This window comes from Candidatus Zixiibacteriota bacterium (assembly GCA_020853795.1).
In the GTDB taxonomy this organism is placed as follows: Bacteria; Zixibacteria; MSB-5A5; order CAIYYT01; family CAIYYT01; genus JADJGC01.
Genome location: JADYYF010000137.1, coordinates 24,757 through 37,375 on the forward strand (window position 1 = coordinate 24,757; position 12,619 = coordinate 37,375).

Consider the following 12,619-nt stretch of genomic DNA (forward strand, 5'->3'; position numbering starts at 1 on the left):
ACGATTGACATTCACATCGATCTGAACCACATTTGGGGGCATGGCGTATAGCAACAATCCCGCTGACATCGCCGTCACGTACCTGAAGGGGGTTGGTCCCAAGCGCGCCGAAGCGCTGGCGACGGTGGGGATCACGACAGTTGAAGACCTGCTGTACTACTTTCCGCGCAAGTATCTCGACCGGTCGACATTACTGCCGATTGCGCAATTGCAGGAGGGCATGCCGGTCACAGTGATGGGGCGGGTGGTGATGCAGGGATTGCTGCGGGCGCGCAAGAACTACTACGAGGTTGTGATTCAGGACGATTCCGGCCATCTGCCGCTGATCTGGTTCAACGGGATCAAGTTCGTCGAGAAGCGGTTCAAGCGCGACATGACACTGTCGGTGTCGGGCACGGTGACCAGTTTTCGCGGCCTGCAGTTGGTGCACCCGGAGGTGGAGATCATCTTCGATACAGAGGAAGAGGCACGGGTGCATACCGGCGGCATCATTCCGATTTACCCGAGCACCGAGGTGTTGAAGCGCAACTTCCTGGATTCGCGCGGATTTCGTCGCATCATCCGGCCGGCGCTGGATCAGTATACCGAGCTGTTGCACGATCTGGTTCCGGCGGCAGTGGTCCAGGACGCCAAGCTGCTGCCGTTGGGGGAAGCGGTGCGGCAGGCGCATTATCCGGAGAGTTTCGAGAAGCAGCGCGCCGCGCGGCAGACACTGGCGCTGCGCGAGTTGCTGCTGTTTCAAATCCTGGTGGCCGATCGGCGCAACCGGATTGCCAAGCAGCACAAGGCGCACGAGATTCAGAAGCCGGATCAGTCGTTCGGCGCGTGGGTCAAGGGGTTGCCGTTTAGATTAACCAAGGCGCAGAATCGGGCAGTGGCGGAGATCTTCGAGGACCTGTACCGCCCGCATCCGATGCTTCGGCTGATGCAGGGGGATGTCGGCTCCGGTAAGACCGTCGTGGCGGCGATTGCGATGGCGCAGGTGGCGCGGTCGGGTTTCCAGGCAGCGATGATGGCGCCGACCGAAATCCTGGCGCAGCAGCATTACCAGACGGTGAATTCGCTCTTGCAGGGCAGCGGTCTGCGCATTGACCTGCTGACCGGATCGACGCCGAAGCCACAGCGCACGCAGGTGCTGCGCGGGCTGGCGTCGGGGGAGAGCGGCTTGATCGTAGGCACCCACGCGCTGATTTCGGAGGACGTGAAGTATGCCGACCTGGCGCTGGTGGTGGTGGACGAGCAGCATCGTTTTGGTGTGTCGCAGCGCGAGGCGTTGATGGCGAAGGGGAAGTCGCCCGACCTGCTGGTGATGACGGCGACGCCGATCCCGCGCACGCTGGCATTGACGGCGTACGGCGATCTCGATTTGACCGTGATCGATGAACTTCCGGCCGGCCGCAAACCGGTGCGGACCGCCTTGCGCACGGAGGGTGATCGCCCGAAGATCTACAGCTTCCTGCGCGAGGAAGTGGCGAAGGGCAACCAGGTCTTCATCATCTATCCGCTGGTGGAGGAGTCGCTGAAACTGCAATTGAAGGCGGCAACCAAGGCCTTCCAGGAATTGAGCGAGGAGGTGTTCCCGGAGTTGCCGATCGGCCTGGTGCATGGCCAGATGAAGCGCGACGAGCGGGACGAGATGATGCGCCGGTTCACCGCGGGGGAAATCGGAATCCTGGTGGCGACGACGGTGGTCGAGGTCGGGATCGACATTCCGGATGCGACCGTGATTCTGATCGAGCATGCAGAGCGATTCGGGCTGAGCCAGTTGCATCAATTGCGCGGGCGCGTGGGGCGATCGGACAAGAAGTCGTACTGCATCCTGATGACCGAGATGGAGCCGGGAAGCGAGGCGTATCAGCGTCTGGAGCGGTTTGTTGAGAGTACCGACGGCTTCAAGATTGCCGAACTTGATCTGGAGTTGCGCGGTCCAGGGGATTTACTCGGTGTGCGGCAGTCGGGTGTGCCGGCGTTTCGTGTCGCTAACTTGCTAACTGACTTAAGTTTAATCTTGACCGCGCGCGAATATGCCGATAAATTGATGCACAATGAACTGAGCCTAACCGACGAGGAGAGGCTCCGGCTGAAAACCTTTGTCAAGCAACAACGCGAGCGAGAGTCGACGGGTGGCATCTCATAAGCCCAACAACATCAAGGATGATCTTCAGGAGGTCTTGCGCAGCGCGCGCGAACTTTCGGAAGAAATCGCTCGCCTGCTGGGCACCACGTCGAACTACGATCTGATGCGGCAGTTGAAGAAGGTCGATGCCGAGATGCTGGATGTGCAGCACAACTTGATGTTGGCAATCGAAATGCAGGAGGATACCGATGACGCCGCCGAATGATGATGCGCGCGCCCAGGCGCTGTTTTCGGCGCTGGTTTTCAGTCTGCATGCGGCCGGGATGCAGCAGTTGGGCAAGATCATGAACCCGATGAGCGGCAAGGTCGAGCGCGACCTGGAGCAGGCGCAAGCGACAATCGAGATGATGGAGATGTTGAAGCGCAAGACCGCCGGAAATCTCGATGATTACGAGGGCAAGTTGTTGTCGCGGCTGCTGGCTGAACTTCAAATGAATTATGTCGATGAAGTTAACCGGGAGCAGAAAAGCGGAACCAGCGACGATGCCGCCGGTAAAAATGTATCGGGTGAAGCCAAAACGAACTAAACCTCTCCCGCACCGGTACCGGGGCGAATTTACTGCTGATTAGGGACTCGCAAGACGATGATGCAATTGACAGAAAAGGCTCTCTTGGCCGCCGACCTGGGTTTTCGCATCGAACGCGACTATCCGCTGGCAAAGCTGACCACCTTCGGAATCGGCGGACCGGCGGACTGGACGGCATTTTGCACAAAGCCGGAACAAGTGATCGCGGCGGTGAAGCTCTGCAGCGACTACGGTTTGGATTACTTTGTTCTCGGCGGCGGCTCGAACGTGCTGGCCTCCGACAAAGGATTTCGCGGGATGATCATTTTACCGCGCATCGAGTCTTTCCGTGTCGAAGGCACAGCGGTCAGCGTCGGCGCTGCGTTTTCGCTGGCGCGGATGATCGAGATCGTTGTCGAAGCCGGTCTGGGGGGATTGGAGTCGCTTTCGGGAATCGCCGGTACGGTGGGCGGTGCGATTGTCGGCAATGCGGGGGCATACGGGCAATCGATTTCCGACACGCTGATTGACGTGCAGCTTTATCATCCCGACCGCGGTCTTTACACGGAGGTCAAGGAGAACCTGGGCTTCAAGTATCGTCACAGCAATCTCAAGTGGTCGAAGAACATTGTTCTATCGGCGCGGTTCGGTTTGAAACAGGATGATGTCGAGATGCTGCGCGATCGGGCGGCGGAGATTCTGGAGCAGCGCTGGTCGCGGCATCCGCACGAGGACATTTCCGCGGGTTGTTTTTTCAAGAACATTGAGGACAAAAATGCTCCGCACGGCAAGATTGCGGCGGGGTTTCTGCTGGAGCAGATTGGGGCCAAGCAGACGACGGTCGGTCAAGCCGGAGTGTATCCGAATCATGCGAACATTCTGATCAACAAAGGCGGTGCGAGCGCGTCTGATGTGCGGAAGCTGTCGCTGCTGTTGAAGCAAAAAGTTAAAGAAGCCTATGGCGTGGAGCTCAACGAAGAGGTAGTATTACTGGGTGACTTCAGCTAACGGAGGTAGATATCGACAATAATAGATAACGAATGAATTTATTGACTTGTGATCCGTTGAGACAGTTTCTCTTGCACATACTTGCGATCCTTGCCATTGTCGCCGCCGGACTGGGGCTGGGCATAGAAGTTGCCGAAGCCGCTCCGGGGGTGAGCATTGCGCTGAAGTTACCTCCCAACAATCTGACGAAGATCGAGCCGCGGGCGCCGGAAATCGGGTTTTCGAATTCGGCCGAGCCGCGCGGGCTGTTTGATTCCAATTACCTCAAGCGCTCGATTACCTTCAACTACGAAGACTACAGCGCCCTGCTGGTTTTCAATCAGAGTATAGGCCGCTTCGGCGGGTTCTCGGTCCCAATCGCGGCCGAGCCGAATGCGTTGCGCGACCGCATGATTGAGATCAATACGCGACGGGTGTTCCAGGAATCGGTGAAGAGTTCGCAGATGCGCCGCACGCAGCAGGGCGGCGGCGGTTTGCTGGAATTCGACATTCCAATCCGCACGCCGAAGGCGATCAAGTCGATCATCGGCGAGGGCGGCGCCGGGCTCAAGGTCAATGGCTACTACAAGATTTCGTTTGCCGGGCGCAGCCAGTGGCAGGACGGCGAGCGCGTGACGGCAGGGCAGAGCAAATTTCCGTCGTTGCAGATGGAACAGATCTCCAACTTCAATATCTCCGGCACGATCGGGTCGAAGATTTTCGTGGACGTCAATCAGGACTCCAAGCGGCAGGAGACGTTTGCCAATCGCATCCAGTTGCGCTACAAGGGGGAAGAAGACGACGTCATCAAGACCATCGAGTTGGGCAACACCAACCTGGCGTTGCCGTCGACCCGGTTTATCGGATATTCGCAGCGAATTCAGGGCTTGTTCGGGATCAAGACGACGGCCGAATTGGGAGGGTTGCGGCTGACAACGATCATGTCGCAGGAAAAGTCCTCGAACAAGTCGGCCGAATTCAAGGCGGGCGCGGAAGCTTCCAACCGCGTGATCCGAGACTGGAACTACATCGATAATCAGTACTTTGATCTGACGCGCCGGGACACGCTGGGCCTGTCGTTCGCCGATCTTCAGCCGGGGGACAGTATCACCAAGTGGGAAGTTTACCAGTCGTTTTCGAGTTACCAGGACAGCAAGATTCCCAAGAAGACTGCCAGTGTTTACGTCGACCCGTACAACCCGAACAAGTATCGCGAGGAGTTCACCGGCGGCACGTTTATTTCTTACGGCGCCGACCGCCAGATCAGCGACCAGACGCAGTACATCCTGGTTCATCCGACGGAGCACTACATCCTCTTCGACCAGCCGGTGCGCGATATCGCGATCGGGATCTACATGGAGTACCGGCGACGCCTGAACGACGGGCGGGATACGATTATCTCGGTCGGCGATCTGGGCAGTTCCGACAACGACACGCTGATCACACTGAAGTTGCTTAAGCATAACAATCCCCAGCCGCAATTTGTCAGTTGGAAATATGTCTGGCGCAACGTGTACGACGTCGGCCGGGTAGACAATCCCGACGATTTCTATGTGCATGTATACAAGGGCAACGCCACCGATGCCACGCAGCGCGAGGAGTCGGACCTGGACAACCAACAGGGAGTTAGCTACATCAACCTGCTCGGGATTGACAACAACAACGACGGGCAGGTGGACGGCTACAATCAACAGATATTGGACCGTGCGCGCGGTCATCTTCGCTTCCCGAATCGCCGGCCGTTTGACAGCGACGTGTTGTCCGAGCGGGTGCCGGAAGCCTACGATGCGGCTCCGAACAACACCGACCGCACCAACAAGTCGAAGTACTACTTGCTGGTGACCTCGAAGACGCGGCAGAAGCAGTTCTCGCTCGGGCACTTCGATATCGTACCGGAGTCGGAGTCGGTCACGCTCAATGGCCGCACGCTCAAGAAGGATGTCGATTACCAGATCACCTACGAATCGGGGCAGATCACCTTCCTCAACGATGAGGCGCTGAGCGCGGCCGCGGATGTCAAGATCGACTACGAATACGCGCCGCTGATCTCCTCGGAAAAGAAGACCCTGCTGGGCGCGCGGGCAGAATACGACGTGATGCAGAATTTCAAGATCGGCGCGACGGCGCTGTACAAGTCGGAGAAAGAGACCGACCGCAAGCCGAAGCTGGGTGAGGAGCAGGCGACGTTTGTGAACCTGGATGTCGATGCGTCGTATACGTTCGAGACGGAGACTCCGACCAAGCTGATCAATCTGTTGCCGTTCATCGACTCGAAGACGTCGTCGCGCGTGATGATTGCCGGCGAAATCGGGCAGTCGATGCCGAATCCGAATATCAAGGGCGAGGCCTCGATTGACGATTTCGAGGGTTCCAAAGAACGTTACGGGCTGGGCGTGGTGCGGGTCGGGTGGGGACCGGCCACGATTCCGGCGCAGATCGACACCAATTTCGCCTCGCGGGGCAAGCTGATTTGGTACAACCCGTACGATCAGATTCCGATCACGGAGGTCTACGAACGGGATGTGCGTGCGGGAGAGAACCGGACCAACATTCTGGTGATGCGGTTCATGCCGCAGGCGTCCGGCAGCCGGGAGAAGAGCGCGTCGTTTGCGGGGATCATGCGGCCGCTGGCCAAGAGCGCGTACAACCAGGAGAAGACGCGATTCATCGAAATCCGCATGCGCGGCGAAGTCGGGACGCTCCACATCGACATTGGCGAAATCAGCGAAGACCTCAACGGCAACGGTCAATTGGACGCCGAAGTGACCGACAAGGAGTTCGTCAACGAGGCGGAGGACAAGGGGCTGGACAAGCTGTCGGATGCCGAGGAGTGCGCCTTGTGCGCGGCGGGGACGGCGCCGGCGTGGTACAACTGTCCCGCCGAAGGGGCGAGTTGTGTCGATCCGGCCGGAGACAATTGGGCTTACAGTTCCTCCGATCGCGACAACTACGACCGCATCAACGGCACGGAGGGCAATCGCGGCGATCTGTCGCGACTGAACCGTCCCGACACCGAGGACTTGAATGCCGACGGCCGGGTGATCACCGACAACAGCAATGCCTATTACTCCTATGCGATTGATTTGGCCGACAATCCGTTCCGGGTCGAGGGGACGACCAACAAATTCGGTTGGTACACCGTCCGGATACCGTTCCAGGACACGTCGCTGGTCGACGTGACGGTCGGCAATGCCAGCAAGGCGAACATACAGTCGGTGCGACTGTGGTTGAACGGCGTCACCCGGGACACCGCTTTTGTCGAAATCGCCGAAATCGAGTTGACGCGCAATTCCTGGGAAGCGCAGCCGCTGCTGCCGCTGAATCGTGGACGGCTGGACGACACGCGGTTTGAGGTGTCGGTTGCGAATACCGAGGAGGATACAGTCTACGTCTCGCCGCCGGGGGTGGAAGGATTCTACGACAAGACTACCGGCCTGCGGGAGCGCGAACAATCGCTGCGGTTTGACTTTGTCAACTTCGCTCCGGGCGACACCGGTTTTGCCGAGAAGATCCCGTTCAAGTCGCAGGACTTAAGCGGCTACAAGAGGCTGGAGATGTGGATTCACGGCGATCAAAACCGCGACAACATGCTCTTCTTCTTCCGTTTCGGCCCGGACGAGCGCAATTATTACGAATACAAGACGGTGGTCAAGGAGGGTTGGGACCGGGATGCGGCCGTCAATATTCCCTTCGACGAGATCACGCAGGTCAAACTGAAGCTGCTTGATCTGAAGCAGGAATTTCCCGACACCAACGAGTACTCCGAGGGCAAGTATCGCATTTTCGGCAACCCGTCGATCACGCGGATCAAGTATTACGCGCTCGGCATCACCAGCACGGACTCGCTGGCGGCGCCGGAGCGCCTGACCGGCAACGTCTGGATCGACGAATTGCGGGCGACCGAGGTGCGGCGCGACCAGGGGATTGCGGCCTACCTGTCGGGGTCGATGTCGTTCGGCGACGTGGCGTCGGTGGCCGTCAACTATACCAAGACGGACGAGTTCTTCCGCACCCTGACCCAGGCCGACCGGCGCGATCTGGGATCGGGCAGTCAGAACGTGGCCTACGGCTACTCCTTCAGCTTCAACGTCGACAAGTTCTTCCCGCCGGCGGAAAATGTGCAGATTCCGTTCAGCTTCAACTGGTCGCGCACCGAGCTGTCGCCGCGACTGATCACCGGTTCCGATATTCTCGTGCCGACGGATCGGCTGGAGAGCGAGAAGAGCGTGAATACGAACTACGGCTTCTCGATCAGCGAACGCTGGAACAAGCGCACCGGGAACCCGCTGTATACGGTGCTGCTGAACAAGTTCCAGGGGAGTTTGTCGTACACCAAGCTGACCTCGCGGACACCGACGGTACCGGTGAGCGACAACGAGGGCTACACGGCGAAAGGACGTTACAGCACCGGGATCGGGATCAAGGGTGGGATCGGAATCTTCTCGTGGCTGCGGGGATTTCCCCTGGTGCCGGGGCGCGTGGTGGCGACGCAATTCAATCCGCTGCCGAACCGGCTCGCTTTTGACGGCGAAGTCAACCGCCGGACGGAGAACCGCACCAACAGCTTCGGCGTGCAGACCAATCGCTACACGCGGACGCTGCGCGGTAATTTCGACACCGGCGCCAACCCGATCACCGGCGTCGAAGTCGGCTATCGCTTCTCCACCGACCGCGACATCAGCAATCCGGATTACGTCAAGTTTTCGTTCAATCCGAAGGACATTATCCTGGGTCAGGAGCGCCGTTACTCCGAGGCGGTGACGATCAACTACTCGCCGAACGTGCTGCCGTTTATCACCGGCACCAAACTGGGGTTCACGTCGTCGCACGATGAGAACTTCGACCAGACGAGTTCGACGAACACCATTTCGGATCTGCGACGGATCAACAATTCGCGCTCCTTCAGCGCCGGCGCGACGCTCAACTTGCAGAAGCTGCTGGGGCAGAACACCGGCGGCGCGCCGCAGCGGGGACGAGTGACGCCGCCCAAGCCGAAGCCGAGCGGATTGGATTCGTTGCGTCGCGGCGCCGCGGCCGATACGACGAAGGGTAAGCCGCCGGTGGTGTCGCAGCCGAAGGTGCCGGGCACGCCGGTATACATGTACCCCTTACGATTCGTGCGGTTATTTACCGACCAGATCGATCCGGTGGCGACGACGTTCAAGTGGGACGAGCGGATTTCGCTGGACGGTTTTGTCGAGCGGCCGAGTTGGAAATATCGCTTCGGCTTTTCCAGCGATCCGGACGCCGAGCGGCGCAGTGGTACGATCGGCACGGGGCAGTTGGATGCCTACACGCGTACGCGCGGGTACACGGCGCGTTCCGGGGTGCGGCTGCCGCTGGGGATGGCGGTCGGCGTGGGCTGGTCGTATTCGATCGCGGACGGGACGGGCCGCCAGACGCGCGACAAAGGCACGGTTTGGCCCGACCTGACCTTCCGCTTCGGCAAGCTGGACTTCCTCCTGTTCCCGAAGCTGTTCGCGCGCTCGTTCACGCTCGATTCGAAGTTCTCGCGCAAGGACAACTTGTCGGAGAACGTCGCGACCGGTTTCAAGCGGAACCAGACGATTGCCGACGACTGGTCGCCGCTGCTGTCGGCGGGAATTGAGTGGAAGTTCGCGCAGGGCTTGCGTTCGACGGTGAGCTACACGACGAGCAAGGCGAAGAAGCTGCAGTTCCGCGACGGTGCGACGCAGGACGGCGGGTTATCGACCGACACGCGCGACTTCTCGTCCGGGGTGTCGGTGCGCACGTCCTACTCCTTCCGCGGCGGTTCGAATCTGTGGTTGCCGCTGTTCGGGCGGATGAAAATTCAGTCGACGTTGACGCTAGATCTTGACGTCAGCAAACGCAACACCCGGACGGAGAATCAGAGTCCGAACTACACGAATGCGGACAAGACAACGTCCGACCGCAGCGAGTTGACGATCCAGCCGTCGGCGAGCTACAATTTCTCGACCAATATCAAGGGCGGTTTGACGGCGCGCTGGACCGACACCAACGATGCCCGGGCCGGCAACCGCCACGTGCGCGAGCTGCAGTTCTGGGTGGAGATCCGATTCTAAATGCTCGGGTCGATCAAAGAGGTGTTTGCCTTTACGCGCGGCGAGACGATCGCGCTGTGCGTGTTGCTGGCCATCACGCTGATCGGAGGCGGGCTGGTGATTTACGACCACTCGCGGCAGAGCCTGCCGCCGCGGTTGATTTTCGAGGCGCTGGAGACCGAGCCAGCCAAGGTGACCGAGACGGCGCCGAGCATGCCGGAGCACAAGCCGCAGACCGTGGCGCTGCCGACGCGGCCGCTGCGGCTAAACCTCAATACCGCGCCGGCGGAGAGTCTGCAACTGCTGCCGCTGGTCGGCGCGACGCTAAGCCGCCGCATCGTCGAGTATCGCACCCAGCATGGACCGTTTGCCTCCGTCGACCAACTGGTGGCGGTCAACGGCATCGGCAAGAAGAACCTGGAGAAGCTGCGTCCGTACCTGATCTGCGAATAGCCCCGCCAAATCTGGTCAGAACCGACCTATATTTCAGTTGAAAATCGCCGCCGACTGTGCTACTTTGCGCGACTATTACGGCAGTAGCGGAGGAGAGCAGCGAATGATTGTCGAACAGCAGACGATTCGCCAGAGCGCCAGCGGCTCGGGAGTCGGGCTTCACACCGGATGTCAGGCCACGATCACGTTTCGACCGGCGGAGGTCGGCAGCGGCGTGCGCTTTGTCCGCGTCGATCTTCCCGGCCAGCCGGAGGTTCCGGCCGACATTGATCACGTCGTCGGGTTGGAGCGCGGCACCGTCTTGCAGCGCGGTGAGGCGCGGGTGCATACGGTTGAGCACGTGCTCGCGGCGGTGGCGGGTCTCCAGATTGACAACCTGATTATCGAGCTGGACAATATCGAACCGCCGGTCTTCGACGGTTCGGCGCTGCCGTTTGTGGAAATCCTGCAGCAGGGCGGGATCGTTGCGCAGGGCCAGCCGAAGAATTACTTCGAGATCGACACCCACGTCAGTTATTCCGAGAAAGACCGCGGCGTCGACATTGTCGTGGTGCCGTCCGATCAATTTCGCATCACCTTCCTGGTGGACTATCGCAATCCGGCGCTGGGCACGCAGTACACATCGCTGGTGAGCCTGGAAGAGGAATTCGTCAACGAGTTCGCTCCGGCGCGGACGTTCTGCTTTCTGTCGGAAGTGGAGATGTTGAAGGAGAAGGGGATTATCCGCGGCGGCGGGCTGGACACGGCGATCGTGATTTGCGATCACGACATTGACCAGGCCGAGGTTGACCGGCTGAAGCGGCTGTTCGGGCTGGAGATCGACGTGCGGATCGGCCAGACCGGGATCCTCAACGATAAGCAACTGCGCTTTTACAACGAGCCGGTGCGGCACAAGGCGGTGGATCTGATCGGGGATCTGTTCCTGATCGGCGCGCCGATCAAGGGACACGTGCTGGCGGCGCGTTCGGGCCACGCGGCCAACGTGGCGCTGGCGCGCAAACTGCGGTCGATGTTCCAGAAGAAGCAACTGCGGCAGAAGTTTTCCGGCCGGGCGGCGGGCGACTACGTGCTTGACATCAATGCGATCATGAAGATTATGCCGCACCGCTACCCGTTCCTGCTGATCGACCGCATCCTCGACATCGTGCCGGAACAGTCGGTCACGGCGATCAAGAACGTGACGATCAACGAGCCGTTCTTCAACGGCCACTTCCCGGGGCATCCGATCATGCCGGGCGTGCTGATTGTCGAGGCGATGGCGCAGGCCGGCGGGTTTCTGCTGTTGAATACGGTTGAAGATGCGGATAAGAAAATAGTATACTTCATGGGCATCGACGGCGTACGCTTTCGCAAGCCGGTGTTGCCGGGGGACCAATTACGTTTCGAGCTGAAGATGGTATCGTTCCGGCGGTCCACCTGCAAGATGACGGGGCAGGCGTACGTGGGTGAAACCTTGGTGTGTGAAGCCGAGATGATGGCGGCCGTAGTTGACCGATGAGCAACAGCCGAATTCACGAGAGCGCGATTGTCTCGTCGCGCGCCGAACTGGGCGCGGGGGTGACGGTCGGACCATACGCGGTCGTCGAAGATGACGTGGTCATCGGCGACGGCAGTTCGGTCGGCTCACACGCGCTGATCGCCGCCGGAGCGCGAATCGGCAAGGAGGTGCATATTCACCATGGCGCCGTCGTGGGCACCGTTCCCCAGGATTTGAAATTCGGCGGTGAGAAGACTTTGCTGGTCATCGGCGACCACACGGTGATCCGCGAATATGCCACGCTCAATCGCGGCACGCTGCACCGGGGCCAGACCACGGTTGGCGCGCACTGCCTGCTGATGGCGTATTCGCACGTGGCGCACGACTGTATTCTCGGCGATCACGTGATCATGTCGAATTCCGTGAATTTGGCCGGGCACGTCGAAATCGAGGAATGGGCGATTATCGGCGGCATGGTACCGGTGCATCAGTTCGTACGGATCGGGCGGCACGCGATGGTGGGGGGCGGATTCCGCGTCCCGCAGGATATCTGCCCGTATTCGCTCTATGGCGGAAAAGTGATCGGCGTCAACCACGTCGGACTCAAACGCCGCGAATTTTCAGCGGAAGCGATCGCGGCTCTCGAACACGCCTTCCGCATTCTATTTCGTTCAAAGCTTAATACCACGCAGGCGGTCGAGCGCGTCCGGGCGGAGGTTGAATTGACCGCGGAGGTGCAGCATGTGCTTGATTTCATCGCCTCGTCCGAACGCGGCATCTGCAAGTAGGCTGGTATGACCGCCAAGCTCAGCTACGGGGTTGTCGGCTGCGGTCATTTAGGGCGCTTCCACGCGGAGAAGATTGCAGCGATCCCCGATGCCGCGCTTGCGGGCGTTTTTGACATCATCCCCGACAAGACCAAGGCGACGGCCGAAGCCAATCACTGCACGGCGTGCACGTCGATCGAGCAGTTGCTGGAGCTGGTGGATGCGGTGTCGATCGTCGTGCCGACGGA

At 59.8% G+C, this 12,619-nt stretch carries 9 protein-coding genes; all 9 read left to right on the plus strand.

Translation table 11 applies throughout. The features are described from left to right. The first annotated feature begins 40 nt into the window (after positions 1-40). A complete protein-coding gene (gene recG / locus IT585_11010; GenBank protein ID MCC6963769.1) occupies positions 41-2,137 on the plus strand; it encodes an ATP-dependent DNA helicase RecG in 2,097 nt (698 codons plus the stop codon). Next, positions 2,124-2,342: a hypothetical protein gene (locus IT585_11015; protein MCC6963770.1), complete on the plus strand. Its 219-nt coding sequence runs from the start codon at positions 2,124-2,126 to the stop codon at positions 2,340-2,342. The genes recG and IT585_11015 overlap by 14 nt, the downstream gene beginning before the upstream one ends. Further along, positions 2,326-2,664 carry a DUF1844 domain-containing protein gene (locus tag IT585_11020; GenBank protein ID MCC6963771.1) on the plus strand — a complete coding sequence of 113 codons (339 nt, stop codon included), beginning with the start codon at positions 2,326-2,328 and terminating at the stop codon, positions 2,662-2,664. The genes IT585_11015 and IT585_11020 overlap by 17 nt, the downstream gene beginning before the upstream one ends. Positions 2,665-2,721: 57 nt before the next feature. Continuing rightward, positions 2,722-3,651, plus strand: a complete 930-nt coding sequence (gene murB, locus IT585_11025) for a UDP-N-acetylmuramate dehydrogenase (GenBank protein MCC6963772.1) — start codon at positions 2,722-2,724, stop codon at positions 3,649-3,651. Between the two features lie 71 nt (positions 3,652-3,722). Continuing rightward, positions 3,723-9,695 (plus strand): cell surface protein SprA, encoded by a 5,973-nt coding sequence (gene sprA / locus IT585_11030; GenBank protein ID MCC6963773.1) that lies wholly within the window; start codon positions 3,723-3,725, stop codon positions 9,693-9,695. Further along, positions 9,696-10,127, plus strand: a complete 432-nt coding sequence (locus IT585_11035) for a helix-hairpin-helix domain-containing protein (protein ID MCC6963774.1) — start codon at positions 9,696-9,698, stop codon at positions 10,125-10,127. A gap of 103 nt (positions 10,128-10,230) precedes the next feature. Next, a complete protein-coding gene (locus IT585_11040; GenBank protein ID MCC6963775.1) occupies positions 10,231-11,625 on the plus strand; it encodes a bifunctional UDP-3-O-[3-hydroxymyristoyl] N-acetylglucosamine deacetylase/3-hydroxyacyl-ACP dehydratase in 1,395 nt (464 codons plus the stop codon). Then, a complete protein-coding gene (gene lpxA / locus IT585_11045; GenBank protein MCC6963776.1) occupies positions 11,622-12,392 on the plus strand; it encodes an acyl-ACP--UDP-N-acetylglucosamine O-acyltransferase in 771 nt (256 codons plus the stop codon). The genes IT585_11040 and lpxA overlap by 4 nt, the downstream gene beginning before the upstream one ends. Positions 12,393-12,398: 6 nt before the next feature. Then, positions 12,399-12,619: Gfo/Idh/MocA family oxidoreductase (locus IT585_11050; protein MCC6963777.1), on the plus strand; the 221-nt coding region annotated here is incomplete at its 3' end.

What these genes read in the sequence shown, in the direction of transcription:
- IT585_11020 (MCC6963771.1), top strand. Translation starts at nt 2,326, where the DNA reads ATGACGCCGCCGAATGATGATGCGCGCGCCCAGGCGCTGTTTTCGGCG.
- murB (MCC6963772.1), top strand. Translation starts at nt 2,722, where the DNA reads ATGATGCAATTGACAGAAAAGGCTCTCTTGGCCGCCGACCTGGGTTTT.
- IT585_11040 (MCC6963775.1), top strand. Translation starts at nt 10,231, where the DNA reads ATGATTGTCGAACAGCAGACGATTCGCCAGAGCGCCAGCGGCTCGGGA.
- lpxA (MCC6963776.1), top strand. Translation starts at nt 11,622, where the DNA reads ATGAGCAACAGCCGAATTCACGAGAGCGCGATTGTCTCGTCGCGCGCC.
- IT585_11035 (MCC6963774.1), top strand. Translation starts at nt 9,696, where the DNA reads ATGCTCGGGTCGATCAAAGAGGTGTTTGCCTTTACGCGCGGCGAGACG.
- recG (MCC6963769.1), top strand. Translation starts at nt 41, where the DNA reads ATGGCGTATAGCAACAATCCCGCTGACATCGCCGTCACGTACCTGAAG.